The organism is Clostridium sp. BJN0013 (assembly GCF_040939125.1).
In the GTDB taxonomy this organism is placed as follows: domain Bacteria; phylum Bacillota; class Clostridia; order Clostridiales; family Clostridiaceae; genus Clostridium_B.
The window spans coordinates 1,771,472-1,793,676 of the sequence record NZ_CP162495.1; the positions used below are offsets into that span (position 1 = coordinate 1,771,472).

Below are 22,205 nucleotides of genomic sequence, written 5' to 3' on the forward strand. Positions count from 1 at the left end.
CTATTTTACGAACTTATATAATTAAGTGATTTTAGGTTCAGGTAGAATTTTACTCATAAATATCCTCTAAAAGCATGGTATCCTTTAGACGGGCCGGGATATCCTACTTGCTCCCATCCTATAGGAAATTGCTCTAATTTTCGTTTATTAGGTGTTTCCATACTTGTTGAACCGTATGCTGACCATTCAGTGTAGTAACCTATTGTAATAAACATAACTATTCCGCCAGTCAGGGAAACTATAAGACCGGGATTATTATAAAAAGGCAGTGGTAAATATGCAGGGTTAATTTTTAGTTCCTCTAAAAGAGTTATGGCACGAAAGCGATCTTCTGGTTCAAGGGATGCAAATATATATTTTTCTCTGAATAATTTAGAATCTATAGATTTTTTATTTTCTTTGGAATCAATCAGTTGTCTGGCAGCTACGTCCAGCATTTTTGCAGTTGAGTTGGACAGATAAATATTCACATCTAGTGGAGGTATATGTAAAGAAACAAAGTGATTTAATATCCATATTTCATATCCGTGGATGTTACAGTCCAATGCCCCGAATAATTGAATAGGCCCATGATTTTCTGCTAATTTAGGAGTTTTAGGTATTGCAGCATCAACTAATGCCTTAAAGGTTATGTTTGTGTGGGGAAAGGGGTATTTATTCTGATTTTTTATCATTTCAGGAAATAGTTTAAAAATATTTAGATTCATGATTGACTCCATATATCCTTAGAATTTTTGTTAAAAAAATAGATTATTTAATAGATATAGTTTATCATCAGTATGAAGTTTTTATTCATATACGATAGAATTCATGATAAAGTTCTTTTTATCCGAACGCTACCATTGCTAAATACTCCCAGATTTTTTAAAGTGGGAGATAAGCGGTTCTCTACAGCAAACTCCACCTGAACCCAAGAATCACTTGATTTACTTCTTCCTTGTGATGGTGTACCATATTTAAGTAAATGTATGTAATTCTAATTTCTAAGAAAGGATTGATAATAATGATAAAAATAGTGGCAAAAAATATATTAAAAAAAGACCAGAGAGAAAAATTTATTAAATTGGCAGAAGAATTAATTGAAAAAAGCAGACAGGAAGCAGGGTGTATTTCTTATGGTCTATTTGAAGATATAAATGATAATTCCATACTTACATTTATAGAAGAATGGGAAGATAGCAAAGCTATTGAAAAACATAACAATACTGAACACTTTAAAAGAATAATTCCTTTATTAGCAGAACTTCGTGTTGATAAGAAAAGTAACCTTTATAAAGAAATATAGAGTTATTTTCAGTTGACTAAATGCACTTTATAAAAAGAGTGCATTTAATTTTTTTATTCTTATTATTTTTATAAATACCAGATGATAGTTTGACAAAAAATATAAATGTAAATATTTTATAAATTTTGTTCGATTGGAGAAATTTTTAATGAATTTCATATATAATGAATAGATAACTTTTTTAGAAAAGATAATAAAAAAGACCTTTTCATACACCTATTCTATTTTTTTTTCAAAAATAGAATAGCGTATAATAAAGGCACTACTTTAGATGGTTTTTATTTTTTTTATGTGATAGAGTATTTTTTTCTGTAATATCAAAAGATTCGCAAAGGCATTCTTCAATAACTTCAGAAGTTATTAATACTGATTTTTTATCATTTATCTTACTCAATGTATTCACCGTCCTTTTACTTTTTTCTATTATATCTCTATAGTATGTGTATGTCAATTAAAATTATACTAAAAATTAAAAAAAATATATTTCCTTCTTCTAAAAGTCAGAATTAATGAACTTTTCTTATAAATATTCATAAACTGTTAATATTAATTATAGCGTAGATTTTGTAGGATAAACTATATGTGTTAATTTAGATTTAATAGATTTAATTTGTATAATTTAAATTTTATATATGTATATTTAAGAATATTTTAAATATTCATATAAATTTTTTAAAACGTTTACTACTCTTAAAGAACATAAGGGAATTTTTAATTTTATATAGAAAAGTTTAATTGTTATGGTAAATAATTTATAATGTTAATAAGTATTTAGACATTATATTTAGAGGGGGAATTAAAATGATTAAATTAATAATTTTTGATTACGATGGTGTATTGGTGGATTCTTTTCCTAACATTTATGACATATATAAAGTTATAGGTAGTGAGTTAGATGTGAAAATACCATCTACAATTGAAGAATTTAGAAATATATATGGTTATGATTTTCATGAGTGTTACAATAATCTTGGTATGGACTCTGATAAACAAAAAAAAGCAGTGGAGATATTTAGAAAAGAGATTATTACTAAAAAACCAGATATTTTTCAGGGTATTAAAGATGTTTTAGAGTGGGCATCCAGTTGTTACAAATTGGTATTAGTATCTTCAAATTACAAGGAAGAAGTAATGCAAAAGCTTTCAAATTATAGTATAGATAAATATTTTTCAGGTGTCATAGGGCATAGATATGGACATCAGGAACTGGATAAGTCCGAAGAGTTTAAAGTTGTACTTCATGAATATAATGTTAGCAGGGATGAAGTGATAACAATTGGTGATAGATTATCCGATTATGATTCAGCGAAAAAAGCAGGAATAAAAAATGTGATTCTAGTGGAATATGGCTGGGGATATGATAAAAACAAGTTTCAAAATAACAATAAACTTATTATAAGTAAACCGGAACAATTAATTGATGCTATTAAAGTAATTGATATTTCTTATAAAAAATGAAAGTTATAACAATTAATAACACTAACAGATATATTATTATATTTAATGTATTAGAAAATAATATGGAATTATTTTCTAATACATTTTATTTTTATATTAAAAACATGAAATAAATATAAAAAAAAGTATTATAAAGTAGAAAAAGGGTTGTTTATGGGATATAATCTTTTATTATAAAGTACTAATTTTTTAAAATATAGTTTTTGATTTATATAATAAAAGTGTTAATAAGATAGTTGTCGTCCTATAGAAATATATAATAAGGATAGTTTTACTCGATTGGTGGTGAATCTATGAATAGAACAGGTGAATTAATCATTAATTTAAAAAAATTATGTAATTTAGATGATTTGTTTATTTCGCAAGAAAATATTAATAATTGTAAATATATAAAAATTAAACTTAATTATTCAAATTATTATTTATATATTTCAAAAAATACTAACTGTAATACTTTAAAGCACATAAGAAATATTTTGAAACTTTTTGTAAAAGAACATTATGAGAATAAACTTTATTTAAGAGAATTGAAAAGAATAAATTTTAAATTAGAAAAAGCAGTAAAATATAGGACTAGAGAAATTGAGAATAAGAACAAATTATTGGAACAAGAAAAGTGTAAGCTAAATAAAGCAAATCTTAAATTGACTAGATTAAATATGTATTTAGATAATATGTCTAGAATTGATCCTCTTACCAAATTATCGAACAGAAGAGATTTAAGGCAAAAATTTGAATGTGAAATAAAAAAAATTAGTACAAGACCTACATCATTTTCATTGGCTATTGGAGATGTGGATTTTTTTAAAAATATTAATGATACATATGGGCATGGATGCGGAGATGAAGTTCTAAAGAAAATAGCATGTATATTTAAAAATAACTTACGAAAAGAGGATGTAATTTCCAGGTATGGAGGAGAAGAATTTGTGATTTTTCTTCCAGAAACAGATTTAAAGTATGCATTATCTATAATTGAAAATATTAGATCTATAATTGAAAATGAAATTTTTGAATATAATAGTGAAATATTTCACATGACCATGAGTTTTGGACTAGTTAACTTTAATCATAGTGTAAGTTTTATAGAGTGTATTGAAAGAGCAGACTCAGCACTTTATGAGGCAAAAGTTAGAGGTAGAAATAGAGTTGTTCTAATATGAGTTTAATTATATATATTTTTATTGGATAATTCTTTTTAAATATACTGACTAAAAAATAATTTTAAATGTTATACGATAAATACTATATTATGAAAATTCTAAATTAAGACAGCGTATAATTAAATATCAAGTAAGCACAAGTAAGCAAATGGTAATAGATCTTTGATTTATTACCATTTGCTTACTCAAATATAATTTTAATATGAATAAATTTGAATCCAAATTTAAATTAACATAATATATATAATAATTTAAATATTCAGTAATAAGATATAAGAGTATTCATAAGCTATAAAAAGCTATGGGGATAATTGATGAATTTAATTCATAATTTAATCTATTATTAAGCATATGGCAGATTAATGAATGATTATGTTCATTGACCATCTTTATAAAAATATAATAGAATTTGTTTGAAGTAAAATTTTTAAGCAGCTCGGTCATGTCGGAAACAGATGGTTTTGGTGGAGGAAAAATTATGAAGGAAAATTTGCTTAGAATTATATTTGTTATATTGGGAAGTTTTATATATTCCATTGGAGTTAATATGTTTATTATCCCACATAAATTTTTAAGTGGAGGGGTGGCTGGTATTGCAATTATTTTTCAATATTTTACAGGGATACCATCAGGATATTTTGTAATATTAATAAATATACCAATATTTATATTAGGATTTAAAACTATAGATAAAGAATTTGGGATTTTTAGTTTTATGGGAATGGTATTTATGGCCTTGCTGCTTATAATTACAAAAAGTATTAATGTATTTTATTATCTTCAGGATCCGTTGTTGTCAGCTTTATGTAGTGGGGTACTTACAGGAATTGGAGCTGGAATATTGTTTAAATTCGGGGCTTCTTTTGGAGGTACAGATATAGTAGCAGTATGGGTGAAGAAAAAATATGGAATTAAAATAGGAAAAGTAACTTTTTTAATAAATGCAATAATAGTTTTTATGGGTATCTTTATAGGAAGTTTGCCAAGGGCACTGTATACTTTAATATCCATGTATATGTACTCTGTAGTAGTGGAAAAAGTAATTCAGGGATTTTATAAAGAAAAAGTACTATTTGTAATAACTGAAAATAGTGATGAAGTGGAAAAGGCTATATGCAAAAAAATTGGAAGAGGAGTTACCTATCTTTATGGAGAAGGAGCTTACACTGGAAACAAGAAAAAAGTTATATATTCTATAATGAATCCAGCACAAATTGAACAAACAAAGAAATTTATTTTGGATATGGATCCCAGATCGGTGATGTCTATTATGGATGTAAGTGAAGTTAGAGGTAAGGGATTTAAAACAGCTATTTTTTGAAACGGTAGGAATTAATGGAATAAAAAGTATTTTCATATGAAAGCAGAGATATGAGCTGAGGTACAGGCCATCAAAAATAACAAAACACACAAAAAGCCCTAGCAAATCCAGAGCTTTTATTGAATTATGTTAAAACATAATAAGTGAGATATTAAAGGAATGACATGAGTATCCTTATGGGCATTAATTATTACGCTCAATTTATTATGTTTTATATTTATTTTCTGAACGTCCTATAATATTATAATTATATAAAAACAAAAGCTTCCAGAAAGGTTATTGCAGAAATAATAAGTTTTATAGCAAGTTTAATCAATGCCAATAATATTTATTAGAATTTTTCATCGACCCCCAGTAGTGTAAAAAACCCCGGGGTTCGATAAATTTAAAAAATAAGATACCATAAGGGTTTATGATTTTTATTAATATTCCCAGGACAAACGCATGAAATAAATTTTATTTAAAATCTCCACTTTTTTTGATAAAATCATAAAAAGGGAGATTTTAAATTTATGAAGAATATTTATGATATGTATGATTTTTTTGAGTCACTGAAAAATATAGATGATCCAAGACAATTTAATAAAGTAAGATATCCAATAAATGAAATTGTGGGAATGGTTTTGATTGCATCTTTAGGAAATGGAAATGAGTGGACTGAAATAGAGGTATTTTGTAAATTACATGAAACACTTTTAAAAAGGTATTTTAAATTAGAAAATGGCGTTCCATCACATGATACTTTCCAAAGAGTGATGGGAATGATAGAACCTAATTTAATTCAACAGATTCAATCTACTTGGAATGAATATATATCTAAAAATGATGGTGAAAGTATAAAAAAAATACTTAACATAGATGGAAAAACTATGAGAGGAAGTAAGACTGAAGGTAAAAAACCACTACACATAGTGTCAGCCTGGTGTGATGAAGAAGGAGTTTGTTTTGGACAAAGTGCAGTGAAAGAAAAAGAAAATGAGATTTTAGCAATTCCTGAATTGTTAGATAGATTACAAATAAAAGGATATGTAGTAACAATAGATGCAATGGGAACACAAACTAAAATTGCTGAGAAAATAATAAAGAAAAAAGCTGACTACGTGTTAGCAGTAAAAGGGAACCAAGAAATACTGCATAATGATTTAATAACCTATTTTGAAGATGATGACTTTAGGGAAAAAATAATTAAAGATGGGAATTATAAAAAAACAGTTGAAAAGTCACATGGCCAAATTGAGATAAGGGAATATTATCAAACAAAGGACATTAAGTGGCTAACTAATAGGGAAAAATGGAAGAATCTTAAAAGTATAGGAATTGTAGAAAAAACTATAAAGAAGAAAGATAAAGAAAGTAAAGAAATACGTTATTATATAAGTAGTTTGGCCCCTGAAATAAACTTATTTGAAAAAGCTGTACGAGGTCATTGGGGAATAGAAATAATGCACTGGCATTTAGATGTTACATTTAAAGAGGATAGCATTAAAACAGTTGAAGAAACAGCAAATAAAAATATGAATATAATAAGAAAATGGGCATTATCTATATTAAAATTATTGGATATGGGAAAAAAGATGAGTTTAAAATTAAAAAGATTTTCAATCAATTGTAAACCTGATGAATATATAAGTAAAATTATGGAAATTTAGTTAACTCGTAATCTTACTTATGTAGTTATATATTTTCATGCGTTTGTCCTGTTAATATTCCATTAACATGTTGATATTTTCATGAACCCTGTTATAATAATAATTGGATGGGATTTTAGACTACCTATAAGGAATTGAAACCAACCACAGAACTGAACAATGGTTTCTATGGGAAATGATTTTAGACTACCTATAAGGAATTGAAACATTCTTCAACTACAGATTTAGTCATATGAACCTCTCGATTTTAGACTACCTATAAGGAATTGAAACATAGAACAAAACGAAACTTATACAAAGTCATTTTTAGATTTTAGACTACCTATAAGGAATTGAAACCCATCACTTGACGATCCTCATATGAAAAATGAAATGGATTTTAGACTACCTATAAGGAATTGAAACCCTCTATATCTTGAGAAGTCGTACGGACTTGATTTAGATTTTAGACTACCTATAAGGAATTGAAACTGAAAATAACTTGCCTGTTGATAATAAACCGGACCCGATTTTAGACTACCTATAAGGAATTGAAACATAGAAGGATCTTTGTTCCCTATTTTTTGAGGGATGGATTTTAGACTACCTATAAGGAATTGAAACCTATCTATTCCTACCGCATCTAACATGGGAGATAAAGATTTTAGACTACCTATAAGGAATTGAAACTACTTAAATGTTTCAATGTATCCTTAGCAAAATCAGCGATTTTAGACTACCTATAAGGAATTGAAACCCTCTTACTATATTAGCAGCGACTAAATCTGCATCTCCGATTTTAGACTACCTATAAGGAATTGAAACTACGATTAGCTGAATATTGCAAATACAAGCTAATTGATTTTAGACTACCTATAAGGAATTGAAACCATAAAGGGGGAATGATAATATGTTTGAAGAATTAACGATTTTAGACTACCTATAAGGAATTGAAACTTTAACTTGTCATTCATGTGGAGCAACTAAAGGTTTAGATTTTAGACTACCTATAAGGAATTGAAACTACTTAAATGTTTCAATGTATCCTTAGCAAAATCAGCGATTTTAGACTACCTATAAGGAATTGAAACAAGTGTACTGCATCTGATAATAAAGAAGGTGGAATATCGATTTTAGACTACCTATAAGGAATTGAAACTGAGGAACCTAAAAAGGCTCTTTTTTTCTTAGATAGATTTTAGACTACCTATAAGGAATTGAAACTCCAATGAGTTTTAAAAATAGGGTTGAAAGATAAAAAGATTTTAGACTACCTATAAGGAATTGAAACTCCAATGAGTTTTAAAAATAGGGTTGAAAGATAAAAAGATTTTAGACTACCTATAAGGAATTGAAACTTAATTAATCATACTTAATTTTTCGTAAGGAAAAATGATTTTAGACTACCTATAAGGAATTGAAACTAGAGTATGAACAGGGCGTAAGGACTGGACAAATTAAGATTTTAGACTACCTATAAGGAATTGAAACCTGTTTCTCCGCCTTTCGTCCAAACAAGTTCTGGACGATTTTAGACTACCTATAAGGAATTGAAACTTTCTTTTATAAAGCTATCATCAACATATACTTTAAGATTTTAGACTACCTATAAGGAATTGAAACAAGTCAAACATTGAAGATTTGGAAACACTTGAAAATGATTTTAGACTACCTATAAGGAATTGAAACTGGAATCCAAACAGGATGGAATTTCATAATAACTAGATTTTAGACTACCTATAAGGAATTGAAACCCACAAATGGTTATGCTACAACAGTACTTAACCGCGGGATTTTAGACTACCTATAAGGAATTGAAACTTGTATACATTTAAGGCGTAGAAACTTTTCTTTAGGATTTTAGACTACCTATAAGGAATTGAAACCTGTAATTCTCTTTAAGCAATCTTTGAACCCTAACCGATTTTAGACTACCTATAAGGAATTGAAACCTTCTTTTATATACTCATACTTCTGGGCATTTTTAGATTTTAGACTACCTATAAGGAATTGAAACTTTATATCTGATTGTAAGTTAGATATTTCAGATTTTGATTTTAGACTACCTATAAGGAATTGAAACCTAAAAAATACACAATCCACGTAAGGAACGGAAAAGAGATTTTAGACTACCTATAAGGAATTGAAACCCAGAAGCAGATATAGCAGAAGGAAGGATTTCAGGGATTTTAGACTACCTATAAGGAATTGAAACTTTCCAATATCTCAGAATAATCTAATCCCATATTGGGATTTTAGACTACCTATAAGGAATTGAAACTCTAAATCTCTTCGGCCTTCAATTTTAAATCTAGCGATTTTAGACTACCTATAAGGAATTGAAACTTTAATGTAGAATGTAAAGAGCTACAAAGCCTAGTTAGATTTTAGACTACCTATAAGGAATTGAAACTAAATTTTTATCACCAGATGCTAGTGATGAAGTGTGGATTTTAGACTACCTATAAGGAATTGAAACTATTGTTCCCTTGTCGTTCCCTTCGTAGTTCTTTCGATTTTAGACTACCTATAAGGAATTGAAACATTTTAAAAAGTCATTGAGGCTATATTTTTTTATATAGATTTTAGACTACCTATAAGGAATTGAAACTAATACTGACAATATTCATGTCCATATCTCAACTGTGATTTTAGACTACCTATAAGGAATTGAAACTTGGAAACACATCACGCATGTTTATCGACTCCTTATGGGATTTTAGACTACCTATAAGGAATTGAAACCCTTTTACATTTGCTAAAGAAAGCTCTGCATTAGCAGATTTTAGACTACCTATAAGGAATTGAAACTAGCTTTTAAAACACTTTCTTTTCCCTCTCTATAAAGATTTTAGACTACCTATAAGGAATTGAAACTTTTCTAAAGGTTTTGTCATTATTTTGTAGAATTAGATTTTAGACTACCTATAAGGAATTGAAACAATGCCACCTTTTCAATTTATTAAGGGGGAATATCAGGATTTTAGACTACCTATAAGGAATTGAAACTTGCTTCACTCCATTCTTTCACAATTACACCTCATGATTTTAGACTACCTATAAGGAATTGAAACTAGTTTTTTTCTATATATTCCGTACACATCTGTATTAGATTTTAGACTACCTATAAGGAATTGAAACTACGGAGAGATAACGGCACTCTGTAATGAAAAAGGAGATTTTAGACTACCTATAAGGAATTGAAACCTAATTTCTCTATCTTTGGTATACTCAATAGATTTAAGATTTTAGACTACCTATAAGGAATTGAAACTATTGATAATCCAGACATTGTACAAGATGTAGATTTGATTTTAGACTACCTATAAGGAATTGAAACCCGCAATATTTCGTACAATCTAATATTGCATTTTTTGATTTTAGACTACCTATAAGGAATTGAAACTTTCTATAACACCATTCTTTTTTAATGCAGTATATAGATTTTAGACTACCTATAAAGAATTGAAACAGTTCTTGTGCTTTTTCTAGTACCTTCGAGATTTAAGAATTTTAGACTACTTATAAGGAATTGAAACTAGTCTGTTTTAATGCCTCCTAAAGTTTCAGTAAGAGATTTTAGACTATGTATTTATAATTTTACTATTTAGTGAATTTTATTTCGAAATCTATTTGAATGATCTTTATAGGCTTGTTACTTTCTTAATAGTTAAAAATAAAATCAGAAATAACATCTTTATTTTTGCCAGCAGAAATTCGTTAAAAATAATATTCAAAAACTAGCTATTTAAAGCTTGTCAATACTATTAGAAAACAGTCTGAAAAGGCTTCATAACAACATTATGGCTACTTTAGGCCGTTTCTTTTATATTAATATTTTAATCATGAATATTATTAAAATATATTAAATTAAAGAATAAGGCTAAAAAACAATTAAATAAGTTGTTCTATTAAGTTAAACTAGATAATTTCATTGAAAATGAGCTTTAAATGTGAGAAATAAAGCTATTATAAAATTAAATAATAATATATAATCGTCTCATACTAAAATTAAAAGAAAGTTTACTTTTAGAGGTGTAAAAATGTTATCTAAATTGGGAAGATTATTAATAGGCAGGAGTCTTAAAACTACAGAACTTAAATCCGAAAAGTTTAATGTGCTTTGGGGATTGCCTGTATTATCCAGTGATGCAATATCCTCTGTAGCCTATGCGGGAGAGGAAATACTATGGGTACTTATACCTGTTTTGGGCATAATGTCCTATAAATATATGTTTTATTCAGCACTATGTGTTGTGTTTTTAATGATATTAGTGACATTGTCTTATAGACAAACTATAGATGCCTATCCTCAAGGAGGAGGTTCTTATATTGTTGCAAAAGATAATTTAGGAACAGTGTCCGGACTTGTGGCAGGAGCATCTTTAACTATTGGATACATACTAACTGTAGCAGTAAGTACATCGGCAGGTACTGCTGCTATAATTTCCGCCATACCTTCTTTATCACCTCATAGAGTTACTATAGCTCTACTTTTTATATTTATTATAACCATAGGAAATCTTAGAGGCGTAAGGGAATCATCTAAAGTATTTGGAACTCCAACTTATATATTTATGGCTGTTATTTTGTGCATGATTATATTTGGAATATTTAAAGTAAAGGTGCTTGGTTATGTACCTAAACCGGTGTACAAAATACCTGAAGCTGTATCTGATATAACCCTATTATTATTTATAAGGGCCTTTTCTTCTGGATGTACGGCGCTGACTGGTATAGAAGCGGTAAGTAATGGTATACCTAGTTTTAAAGAGCCTTCACAGAAAAATGCCCGAATAGTTTTAGAACTTTTGGCTCTGGTAGTACTTGTAATATTTGGTGGGGTATCTTATTTAGCTACTCTTTATCATACAGTACCTAACACTGAAGTAACAGTAGTTGCCCAGCTTGCTTCTCAGATATTTGGCCAGAATATTATGTTTTATCTGGTTCAAATAACTACCACTATCATACTTATAATGGCCAGCAACACTGCTTTTACAGGACTACCATTATTACTGGCTTTTATAGCAAAAGATGGATTTGCACCTAGACAATTTGCCAAAAGAGGAAAGAGACTTGGGTATTCTAATGGAATTATGATGTTGAGTATAATATCCTCTATACTCGTTATTATATTTAATGGTGAAACCCATAGTCTGATGCCTTTGTATGCGGTGGGAGTATTTGTATCCTTTACCTTGTCTCAGGCAGGAATGTTTAAAAGATGGATAAAACTAAAAAGTACAGGCTGGAGGCATAAAGCGGTTATAAATGGTATAGGGGCAGTGGTTACTTTTGCTACAGCTGTTATATTAGGTATAACTAAATTCCTCCAGGGGGCCTGGATTGTCTTTATATTAGTACCTGTACTTGTTTATATTATGGTGGAAATAAATGAACATTATAAAAAGGTAGCTCAGCAGTTAAAGCTTGCAGTAAATGAGAGGCCTAAAGAAATAGATTTTACAAAACAGAAAAGGTATGTTATTGTTCCTATAGATGCTTTAAATAGGTCATTTTTAAAGGCTTTGAATTATGCCAGAACAATATCCAATAATATAATAGTTTTCCATGTTTCAATAGATGATGAGGCTACAGCCAGACTTTTATCAAAATGGCATGAATACGATATAGGTATACCCATAGTGGTGAAGAAATCTATTTATAGAAGTGTAGTTGGACCTCTAGTTAAATTTATAGAATCAGAAGAATACGCAGCAGGTTCTAAGGATACGGTAACAGTAGTACTTCCTCAATTCGTGGTTACCAAGTGGTGGGGAAATATATTGCATAATCAAACTGCATTATTTATTAGAACCATGCTGCTTAGGAGAAGAAATATAGCAATAGTTACGGTACCGTATATAATTTTTGAAGATAATGAAGAAGGTTTGAAGAAATAATTTTGTAGTGAATTTTTTCTACAGGTTTTCCCTATAATGAATATTTGGGAAACCTGTTTTTATTATACAAATAATAGCTTACGTGTTAATTTTTATCTATATCTATGGGGAGCTAATCTGTATTTTACATTCAAAATTACTTGAAATAATTTTGAATGTAAAAGGGAAGGTTTTCTTACATTAAATGAGTTAAAGGCTCCTAAAAATATTATAATTCCAGAAAATATTATTATGGAATTTAAAACTTTATTTATAAATTTTGTATTTTTGGAATTTAGCTTATTACTGAATTTGCCCGCAGTAAAAATTAATATAAGCCACCAGAGCATACTTCCTATAAATACTCCCACTATTAAAAGTATTCTACTAGGCATATCTCTTCCTATATGTATTAAATGCAATCCTGTAAATACAGCTATAAAAGAAAAGATCGTAAGTGGATTTGCAAATGCCATTAGAAAAGTTGATATAAAAGCTTTAAATAAAGAAGTATTATTTAACGATTCTGTTTTAGCTGATTTGTGGATATTATTAGCTGATTTTTCTTTTATAAAAGTATAGATACCGAAACAAATCAATATAATCCCACCTATGATACGAAAATATAATCCGTGCAGGAGAATAAATTTTTCCACCACTATGAAACTTAAGGAAGCCAGTGATGCATAGATAGTATCTGCCAGGGCTGAACCTAATCCTGATACCAAACCATAGGTATTTCCAAGGGCTATAGTATTTTTAAGACATATGGCCCCAATAGGACCTGTAGGCATTCCGGTTATTAAACCTATAAGTATTCCTCTAAACAAGTTAAGTAACATATAAATTTCCTGCTTTCATTATTAATTTATTGTTATGTAATTATTTTATATTTAATATGATACATCTTCAATAACTATATGTATTTTAAAAGTGTTGACTTAAAAAAATATAAGTAGTAAAATGATTCATAAATAAAATATTCGGATAGAAAATATTCGGATAGAAAATATTTTTAAATTTAAAGTAGGTGAATCCATGACAGAAGGGAATAAAGGTATTTTAATAGTGGCAAAAATGAAGTCAATTCTATTTTCTTTTAAAAAAAATATGTCAAATAAGTTTAATCCTTTCAATCTTACAGGAACGCAGGGGATGCTTATTGGCATATTACATAGACATGGACAGATGAAAATAAGTGACTTGAGTGAAAAGATGGGATTGTCTAATAGTACTGTGTCAGGAATTGTAGATAGACTAGAAAAACAGGGATTAGTTAAGAGAATTAGAAGCAAGACAGATAGGAGGGTAGTATATATAAGTGTAACTGAAAAATTTAAAAAAAGCTTTCACCATAATTTTTGTGAAATTGAGAAGAAATTTGAAGATATCATAGATGGAGTTCCATCTCATGAAATTGATAAAATACTTGAGGGATTGAATTTGTTAGAAAAATTGATCAATGAAAAGAAATAATTTTAAACCTATATTATTGAATGAGGAGAGTAAATCTAATAATGATAAAATTAATAAAATACTTAAAACCATTTGTTGCAATGATTATTATGGCCGTAGTACTTTTGTTTGTGCAGGCTATGTGCGATTTGGCTCTTCCAGATTACACTTCTAATATTGTAAATAAGGGTATACAACAAGGGGGTATTTTAGATGCAGTTCCCCAAGCAATAAGACAAAGTGAAATGAATAAAACACAATTGCTCATGAATGAAGAAGATAAAGAGGAGGTTTTTAAAAGCTATAAATTTATTGATAAGTCCAGTAAAGATTATGAAGAGTATTTAAAGGAGTATCCTAATCTTAAAAATGAACCTATTTTTGTAATTAAAGATATAAAAAAGAGTGAAAGAGAAAAACTGAATAACATAATGGGCAGGGCAATACTTAGAGTTTCCAGTATTGAAAAGATTAAATCCAATAGTGAAAATGGAATAATATCCTTTAATGGATTTAAAGTGCCTGTGGATACAGATTTGTTCGCAGTAATTTCCTCCATGCCATATAATCAGCGTGAAGAAATAATTAAAGGCATAGATGATAAAATCTCAAATTTAGATGAAAGCATGATAACTCAATCTGCTGTTTCAAAAGTTAAGGCTGAGTATAAGGCTCTGGGGATGAATACGGATAAGATGCAGAATAGATATATCATAAATACGGGAATGATTATGCTTCTTATATCATTATTAGGTGGTGTATGCACCATAATAGTGGGATTTTTAGCGTCTAAAACAGCGGCAGGACTTGCAAGGAATCTCCGTAAAAATATATTTGAAAAAGTGGAGAAATTCTCAAATAAAGAGTTTGATGATTTTTCAACAGCTTCCCTTATAACAAGGAGTACTAATGATATAACGCAGATACAAATGCTTATGGTAATTATGATAAGAATGGTATTTTATGCGCCTATTATGGGAATTGGGGGTGTAATAAGAGCTATCCAAAAAAGTAGTTCTATGTCATGGATTATTGCAGTGGCAGTTATAGTACTTTTAGGGTTGATTTTTATAATATTTGCAGTGGCTTTTCCTAAATTTAAGATTATACAAAAACTCATTGACAGACTTAACCTTGTAACCCGTGAAAGTCTTTCAGGAATGATGGTAATAAGAGCTTTTAATACTCAAGATTTTCAAGAAGAACGTTTTGATAGGGCAAATAAGGATGTTACCAATACAAATCTATTTGTAAATCGTGTAATGGCCTGTATGATGCCTGTTATGATGCTTATTATGAACGGGATAACGTTGATTATTGTGTGGATAGGTTCTCACGAAGTGGCAAATGCAAGTATGCAAGTGGGAGATATGATGGCCTTTATGCAATATGCAATGCAGATAATCATGGCATTTTTAATGCTTGCAGTGATGTTTATTCTCATACCTAGAGCCTCTGTTTCAGCACAACGTATTGATGAGGTTTTTAGGAAGGAAATCTTAATTTCAGATCCCAAAATACCTAAGCATTTTGATGATAGCGTGAAAGGTGTGGTGGAATTTAAGAATGTATCTTTTAGATATCCGGGAGCTGAAGAGGACATACTTAAAAATATTAGTTTTAAAGCATTGCCGGGCAAAACTACTGCATTTATAGGCTCTACGGGTTCAGGTAAAACTACTCTTATAAACTTAATTATGCGTTTTTATGATATAAAAGAAGGAGAGGTTTTCGTAAATGGTATAAATGTAAAAGAGGTGTCACAGCAAGAGCTTCGTAATAAAATTGGATATGTACCTCAAAAGAGTTATTTATTTAGTGGTACAATTGAATCCAATCTTAAATATGCAAATAAGAATGCAGCGGAAAAAGATATTAAAAATGCCGCAGAAGTTGCTCAAGCCCTGGAATTTATAAATACTAAACCAGAAGGATTTAAAACTGAAATTTCCCAGGGAGGTTCAAATGTGTCTGGAGGTCAGAAACAGAGATTATCCATTGCCCGTGCACTCTTAAAGAAACCTGAAATTTATTTGTTTGACGACAGTTTCTCAGCTCTTGATTTTAAAACAGATGCTGCACTTAGAAAAGCACTAGAAAAAGAGACTGCATCATGTACATTTCTTATTGTGGCACAACGTGTTTCAACAATTATGGATGCAGATGAAATAATAGTTCTTGATAACGGCAGTATAGTAGGAATGGGTACTCATAAAGAGCTTATGAAAAATTGTGATGTGTATAAAGAAATTGCATTATCACAGCTTTCAAAGGAGGAATTGGCATGAGTAAAAAGGGTAGAAAACATGCAAAGGGTCCTGGAGGAATGATTCAGGGAGGAGAAAAAGCAAATAATTTTAAAGGTACAATGAAAAATCTTATAAGATATATGAATGAATATAAAGTTTCTGTGATTGTTGTGGTTATATTTGCAGCAGTTAGTGCATCTTTTTCTATAATAGGCCCTAAAATGTTAGGTAATGCTACAACAAAGTTATTTGAAGGAATTATGAATAAACTTTCAGGTAGTGGAACAGGAGTGGATTTTAATTATATAGGGAAAATAATAGTTATACTTGGGGCATTATATTTGATAAGTTCATTATTTGCCTATATTCAGGGATGGATAATGTCTGGAGTTTCTATGAAGGTAAGTTATAAAATGAGAAAGGAAATTTCTCAAAAAATAAATAAATTGCCCCTTAAATATTTTGATGGTACAAATCAGGGAGAAGTGCTATCTCGTGTTACCAATGACGTGGATACCTTAAGTCAAACACTTAACCAGAGTCTTACACAGATTATCACATCCGTTACCACTGTAATTGGTGTATTTATTATGATGCTTAGTATAAGTGTTCTCATGACTGTAGTAGCCCTTTGTATAATTCCCTTATCAATGATAATTATGATGTTTATAATAAAGTATTCTCAAAAATACTTTAAGGAGCAGCAAGATTATCTGGGACATGTAAATGGACATGTAGAGGAAATGTATGGTGGACATATAGTTATGAAGGCTTTTAATGGAGAAAAAGACAGCATTGAAAAATTTGATAAACTTAACAATACTCTTTATAAATCTGCATGGAAATCTCAATTTTTAACTAGTATAGTAATGCCTGTAATGAATTTTGTAAGTAATCTGGGGTATGTAGGTGTATGTGTTTTAGGAGGATGGCTTGCAATAAAGAAGACCATTGAGGTAGGTGATATTCAGGCTTTTATACAGTATGTAAGATCATTTACCCAGCCTATTACTCAAATTGCCAATATATCCAATATACTTCAACAGACAGCTGCTTCAGCAGAGCGTGTATTTGAGTTTTTGGAAGAGGAAGAAGAAGTTTCGGAGGTCCAAAATCCTGTAAAAATTGAAGATGTTGCAGGTAGTGTTGAATTTAAAAATGTTCAATTTGCATATAATTCTGATAAAATTGTAATCAATGATTTCTCAGCTAGAATAAATCCAGGACGGAAAGTAGCAATTGTAGGCCCTACAGGCGCTGGTAAGACCACTATAGTAAAACTTCTAATGCGTTTTTATGATGTGAATAAAGGTGCTATACTGGTAGATGGACATGATATAAGAGAATATACAAGAAGGGATCTTAGGTCTATGTTTGGAATGGTACTTCAGGATACTTGGCTTTATAATGGAAGTATAATGGAAAATATAAGATATGGAAAACTCCAGGCCAAAGATGAAGAAGTAAAAGCTGCAGCAAAAGCAGCATATGTAGATGGCTTTGTGCATACTCTTCCTGGAGGATATGATATGATTCTTAATGAAGAAACTTCAAATATATCTCAGGGACAAAAACAACTTTTAACTATTGCAAGAGCAATACTTTCAGATCCTAAAATTCTTATTTTAGATGAAGCAACCAGCTCTGTGGATACTCGTACGGAAGTAAGAATAAAAAAGGCTATGAGAAATCTTATGAAAAATCGAACCAGCTTTATTATTGCACATAGATTGTCTACAATTCGTGATGCTGATTTGATTCTGGTAATGGATAATGGAGATATTGTAGAGCAGGGAACTCATGATGAACTTCTTAAAAAAGGAGGAGTGTATTCCAAGCTTTATAATAGTCAATTTACCTATTCTTTAGAAAATGAATAAGTTAAAAAGTGAGAGTTATGGATGATTTGATCCCATGACTCTTAATCTTTAACTTAAATTATTATATTGCCTTAGTCTACGACAGTGCCGGGGTTAAGAATTTTATTAGGATCGAAAACCATTTTAATTCCACTCATAATATCAATTTCCCTTTGGGTAAACTGAAGAGGCATATATTTTTTTCGTGATTTTCCAGTACCATGTTCTGCAGTTATTGTACCACCGTATTTTAATGCAATTTTATACATTTCCTGTTTGAATTCTTCATAATAGGAAGGTAGTTTGCCATTTTCACTCATAATAAAATTGTGAATATTTCCATCTGCTATGTGGCCTACAGCGGGAATTATAGTATTGTATTTTTCAGCAAGAGCTGTTATGTCGTCAAAAAAATCAGGTACGGAGGATGGAGGAACTGCCATATCAAGACCGTCTGCTACATGTTCTTTAAAAGGAGTGTAGGCATTGCTGCGTATGTCCAAAAGATTTTTTTGCTCTTTTGAAGTTTCTGCTATAATACTGTCCACTGCATTATGTTTTTCACATATTTCTACAATTTTTTCACTGGTTGAGTATAATTCATCCTCGGTAGCTCCATCCAGCATAAACATCAAGTCTACAGAGCCTTTATTGGCAGGCCAGGTAGTTCCAAGGTGTTCTGCGGCTTTTTCTGAAATAAACCTATCCATATATTCAATAGCTAAAGGGGTAATTCCTTCCTGAAGTATTTTAGGTACTGTATCACAAGCTTCACGTCTTGTGTTAAAGGAAATTAAAAGGGTACCTGTATAATTATTTTTTGCGTAAAGCCTTAAAGTAACTTTTGTAACTATACCAAGAGTTCCTTCGCTTCCTATCATCATATGAAGCAAATCGTAACCCATATTGTTTTTTAAGAGCTTTCCACCAAAATTAACTATTTCTCCTGTAGGGAGAACTACTTCCAGTGATTTTACATGGTTTCTCATGATTCCGTGTTTTACAGCTTTTGTACCTCCCGCATTTTCCATAACCATGCCGCCAATTTGTGCACCTTCATCTCCAGGATGTATAGGAAAGAATAATTTACCCTGTTTATTTAATGATTGAAGTAAATCTGCTAAAGTAGTTCCTGACTCCACAGTAATCATCAAATTTTTTTCATCCAGTTCAATAATTTTATTCAATCTTTCAAGAGAAAGAATTATACTGGGTTTTATAGGTACTGTCGCACCACATACACCAGTGCCACCTCCTCTTGGAACCACAGGTGTTAATGTTTCATTGGCATATTTTAATATTTTAGATATTTCTTCTGGTGAACCAGGCTTAACTACTATACAATCCTCTGAGGGTCTAATACGAATTAAAGATTCAGTTTCATCATATAAATAACTTTCCATTTGGGATAAATCATTGGTAACCCAATCTTGTCCTACAACTTTTTTTAAATTTTCAACAATTTCTTCTTTCAATGTTTTACCTCCCTTTATAATCATCATTGTATATTTTTACAGTTTAAAATGGATACTATACTGCATATTATATAGGTTACATATAAAACATTCAATTGTTCATGATTAGATTTATAAACGAATTCTTAGAAGCCCTAGTATCATATTTACTATATTGCAAATAATATTAACAAAAATATATAGCAGGGGAGGAATCAATAAATGAATTCACAGGCAAGAGACAGCATTCATAAGGTGAAAGAATCATTAAAAAGTGCTCAACAAGGTTTGCAGATGGCTGCAAGAGAAGTAGAAAATTCCAACATTAAAAATCAAATAAGTAACCAATTAACTCAAGTTACTAATTGTCTTGGGGAATGTGAGAAAATAGCTTCCGGATTAAGCCAGCATAGAAATTGTTAATTATAATTATAAGGATCACCTCTAATACAAAATATGAAAACCATCAATTTGCCAATAATTGGTGGTCTTTTATATGTTTTTCAATAAATAATGTACAAACAGTAATTTTATGTAAATATTTCTCTCTTTTTTGATGTATAATAAAGCTTATCATACATATAATAAAAAAGTAATATTATATAGGATAAAAATATAATATTATTACAATTATGATAATTTATACATGTAAAAAATATTTAATGGGATTAAATATTTTTTAATTGAGTTTAAAATTTATCTTCTATAAAAAGAGAAAAAGGAGATGTCAAAATAGTGAGTAAAGATTGTCCCAAGATTGCTTATTTTTGTATGGAATTTGGATTACACTCTGATTTTAAAATCTATGCTGGGGGACTTGGAATATTAGCGGGAGATTATCTTAAAGCTGCTAAAGAAAATAATTTTCCTGTAACTGGTATAGGGATAAGATGGAAACAAGGTTACGTAGAACAGCATATAGATGACAAACAGAGAATAGTGGATTCTTTTTATAATTATGATTATGATTTTCTCCAGGATACGGGAATAAAAGTAAATGTAAAAATAAGAGGTAGAGTTGTACATTGTAAAGTGTGGAAGGTAGATTGTTTTGGTAATTCGGAACTTTATCTGCTGGATACAGATCTTCCGGAAAATTCTGATAGATGGATAACCGGCCAATTGTATGGATGGTTTGAAGAAGAAAGAATAGCCCAGGAAATGGTACTTGGAATAGGAGGGGTAAGGGCATTAAGAGCATTAAAGAAAGATATAGATATATACCATTTCAACGAAGGACACGCTGTTTTTGCTGGGTTTGAACTTATAAGAGAGAGAATTGGAAAGGGAGAAGATCCTTATGAGGCGTGGAGAAAATGTAGGGACAGTATTGTATTTACCACTCATACTCCTATTATAGAGGGAAATGAATCCCATGGTCTTGATATATTACAATATATGGATGCATATGATGGACTAGATAGGAATTTTATAGAACAAATAGGAGGAAATCCTTTCAATATGACTGTAGCAGGACTCAGACTTTCTAAAAAATCTAATGCAGTTTCAGCTATGCATGGAAAAACAGCAAATGAAATGTGGAAAAATATTCACAATAGAAGTGAAATTATAAGTATAACAAATGGAATAAATATTAATACCTGGGGAGATAAGCGTATTATAGAAGCTGCCAGAAAAAAAGAGAATCTATTGGAACTTCACATGAAGAATAAATTGAAGATAATACAGTATGTATATGAAGAAAAGGGAGTAGAACTAGATAAGGATAATTTGATTATAGGTTTTGCCAGGAGGGCAGCACCATATAAAAGAGGAGATTTGATATTTAGTAATGAAGAAAAAATTTCACCTCTTTTAAAAAGCAAAAAAGTACAAATAATAATATCATTAAAGGCACATCCTTTGGATTTTAGCGGAAAAGAAATAATAAAGCATATTTTAAATATACAAGAGAAGTATCCTCAATCTGTAGTTTTTCTAAATAATTACAATATGGAAAAAGGAGCACTACTTACAAGAGGAGTAGATATATGGTTGAACAATCCAAGGGTCACTAGGGAAGCTTGTGGTACTTCTGGAATGAAGGCTGCTGTAAATGGGGTATTGAATTTAAGTACTTTAGATGGATGGTGGCCAGAAGCTTGTTGGGATGGAGTCACAGGATGGCAGATAGGAAATGGATTTATAGGTAGAACTGAAAGTGAACAGGATATTTATGATGGAAAAAGTCTCTATGATGTATTAATCAATAAAGTTTTGGAAACTTATTATAATGATAAAAATAGGTGGAATGAAATGATGATAGCCAGTGTAAATGCAATGGTGGAAAGATATTCAGCAGATAGAATGATTATGGAATATTATGATAAAATGTATAACTAAGTGAAAAGGAATTATAATAAATATGAACTCAAAATTTTTTATAATCAGATAAAGTTATAAAAAACAAATTAATTAGTAAATTTCTACAATATTATCAATTAATTT

The 22,205-nt window shown here is 29.9% G+C and carries 14 protein-coding genes and 1 CRISPR repeat array; of the genes, 11 read left to right on the forward strand and 3 right to left on the reverse strand.

Annotated elements, in window-relative coordinates:
- Window positions 1–53 precede the first annotated feature (53 nt).
- Window positions 54–707 carry a hypothetical protein gene (locus tag AB3K27_RS09280; protein WP_368490907.1) on the reverse strand — a complete coding sequence of 218 codons (654 nt, stop codon included), beginning with the start codon at window positions 705–707 and terminating at the stop codon, window positions 54–56.
- 296 nt (window positions 708–1,003) lie between these two features.
- On the opposite strand from AB3K27_RS09280, the gene AB3K27_RS09285 reads away from it, so the two are divergent.
- From AB3K27_RS09285 to AB3K27_RS09310, 6 genes are all read left to right on the forward strand, one after another.
- Window positions 1,004–1,285, forward strand: coding sequence for a putative quinol monooxygenase (locus tag AB3K27_RS09285; protein ID WP_368490908.1), 282 nt, complete (start codon window positions 1,004–1,006; stop codon window positions 1,283–1,285).
- An 801-nt stretch (window positions 1,286–2,086) separates the two neighbouring features.
- Window positions 2,087–2,743, forward strand: coding sequence for an HAD family hydrolase (locus AB3K27_RS09290; protein ID WP_368490909.1), 657 nt, complete (start codon window positions 2,087–2,089; stop codon window positions 2,741–2,743).
- A gap of 293 nt (window positions 2,744–3,036) precedes the next feature.
- Window positions 3,037–3,906, forward strand: a complete 870-nt coding sequence (locus tag AB3K27_RS09295; RefSeq protein ID WP_368490910.1) for a GGDEF domain-containing protein — start codon at window positions 3,037–3,039, stop codon at window positions 3,904–3,906.
- A gap of 478 nt (window positions 3,907–4,384) precedes the next feature.
- Complete coding sequence (locus tag AB3K27_RS09300; RefSeq protein WP_368490911.1) at window positions 4,385–5,227, forward strand: YitT family protein; 843 nt, start codon at window positions 4,385–4,387, stop codon at window positions 5,225–5,227.
- A gap of 512 nt (window positions 5,228–5,739) precedes the next feature.
- Window positions 5,740–6,876: an ISAs1 family transposase gene (locus AB3K27_RS09305; RefSeq protein ID WP_368488402.1), complete on the forward strand. Its 1,137-nt coding sequence runs from the start codon at window positions 5,740–5,742 to the stop codon at window positions 6,874–6,876.
- A gap of 111 nt (window positions 6,877–6,987) precedes the next feature.
- Window positions 6,988–10,460: a CRISPR direct-repeat array (repeat unit 30 nt; unit sequence GATTTTAGACTACCTATAAGGAATTGAAAC).
- A gap of 438 nt (window positions 10,461–10,898) precedes the next feature.
- On the forward strand, window positions 10,899–12,761 hold the full coding sequence (locus tag AB3K27_RS09310; protein ID WP_368490912.1) for an APC family permease: 1,863 nt from the start codon (window positions 10,899–10,901) through the stop codon (window positions 12,759–12,761).
- A gap of 92 nt (window positions 12,762–12,853) precedes the next feature.
- Here AB3K27_RS09310 and AB3K27_RS09315 read toward each other — a convergent pair whose 3' ends face one another.
- Complete coding sequence (locus AB3K27_RS09315; RefSeq protein WP_368490913.1) at window positions 12,854–13,582, reverse strand: LysE family translocator; 729 nt, start codon at window positions 13,580–13,582, stop codon at window positions 12,854–12,856.
- A 196-nt stretch (window positions 13,583–13,778) separates the two neighbouring features.
- On the opposite strand from AB3K27_RS09315, the gene AB3K27_RS09320 reads away from it, so the two are divergent.
- The 3 genes from AB3K27_RS09320 to AB3K27_RS09330 are packed head-to-tail and all read left to right on the forward strand — an operon-like array spanning window position 13,779 to window position 18,324.
- Entirely contained in the window at window positions 13,779–14,216 is a 438-nt protein-coding gene (locus AB3K27_RS09320) for a MarR family winged helix-turn-helix transcriptional regulator (RefSeq protein ID WP_368490914.1), read from the forward strand.
- A 41-nt stretch (window positions 14,217–14,257) separates the two neighbouring features.
- A complete protein-coding gene (locus AB3K27_RS09325; RefSeq protein WP_368490915.1) occupies window positions 14,258–16,483 on the forward strand; it encodes an ABC transporter ATP-binding protein in 2,226 nt (741 codons plus the stop codon).
- Entirely contained in the window at window positions 16,480–18,324 is a 1,845-nt protein-coding gene (locus tag AB3K27_RS09330; RefSeq protein WP_368490916.1) for an ABC transporter ATP-binding protein, read from the forward strand. Before AB3K27_RS09325 ends, AB3K27_RS09330 begins: the two co-directional genes overlap by 4 nt.
- 71 nt (window positions 18,325–18,395) lie before the next feature.
- Here the strand turns inward: AB3K27_RS09330 and AB3K27_RS09335 are convergent, their stop codons facing one another.
- Entirely contained in the window at window positions 18,396–19,778 is a 1,383-nt protein-coding gene (locus AB3K27_RS09335) for an FAD-binding oxidoreductase (RefSeq protein ID WP_368490917.1), read from the reverse strand.
- A 201-nt stretch (window positions 19,779–19,979) separates the two neighbouring features.
- Between AB3K27_RS09335 and AB3K27_RS09340 the strand changes: the two genes are divergently transcribed.
- Entirely contained in the window at window positions 19,980–20,180 is a 201-nt protein-coding gene (locus AB3K27_RS09340; RefSeq protein ID WP_368490918.1) for a hypothetical protein, read from the forward strand.
- A 312-nt stretch (window positions 20,181–20,492) separates the two neighbouring features.
- On the forward strand, window positions 20,493–22,100 hold the full coding sequence (glgP, locus tag AB3K27_RS09345; RefSeq protein ID WP_368490919.1) for an alpha-glucan family phosphorylase: 1,608 nt from the start codon (window positions 20,493–20,495) through the stop codon (window positions 22,098–22,100).
- Window positions 22,101–22,205: the final 105 nt, after the last annotated feature.

Coding starts and splice junctions, on each gene's coding strand:
- AB3K27_RS09305 (WP_368488402.1), top strand. CDS start 5,740: ATGAAGAATATTTATGATATGTATGATTTTTTTGAGTCACTGAAAAAT.
- AB3K27_RS09340 (WP_368490918.1), top strand. CDS start 19,980: ATGAATTCACAGGCAAGAGACAGCATTCATAAGGTGAAAGAATCATTA.
- AB3K27_RS09285 (WP_368490908.1), top strand. CDS start 1,004: ATGATAAAAATAGTGGCAAAAAATATATTAAAAAAAGACCAGAGAGAA.
- AB3K27_RS09280 (WP_368490907.1), bottom strand. CDS start 707: ATGAATCTAAATATTTTTAAACTATTTCCTGAAATGATAAAAAATCAG.
- AB3K27_RS09315 (WP_368490913.1), bottom strand. CDS start 13,582: ATGTTACTTAACTTGTTTAGAGGAATACTTATAGGTTTAATAACCGGA.
- AB3K27_RS09330 (WP_368490916.1), top strand. CDS start 16,480: ATGAGTAAAAAGGGTAGAAAACATGCAAAGGGTCCTGGAGGAATGATT.
- AB3K27_RS09320 (WP_368490914.1), top strand. CDS start 13,779: ATGACAGAAGGGAATAAAGGTATTTTAATAGTGGCAAAAATGAAGTCA.
- AB3K27_RS09300 (WP_368490911.1), top strand. CDS start 4,385: ATGAAGGAAAATTTGCTTAGAATTATATTTGTTATATTGGGAAGTTTT.
- AB3K27_RS09325 (WP_368490915.1), top strand. CDS start 14,258: ATGATAAAATTAATAAAATACTTAAAACCATTTGTTGCAATGATTATT.
- AB3K27_RS09310 (WP_368490912.1), top strand. CDS start 10,899: ATGTTATCTAAATTGGGAAGATTATTAATAGGCAGGAGTCTTAAAACT.
- AB3K27_RS09290 (WP_368490909.1), top strand. CDS start 2,087: ATGATTAAATTAATAATTTTTGATTACGATGGTGTATTGGTGGATTCT.
- AB3K27_RS09295 (WP_368490910.1), top strand. CDS start 3,037: ATGAATAGAACAGGTGAATTAATCATTAATTTAAAAAAATTATGTAAT.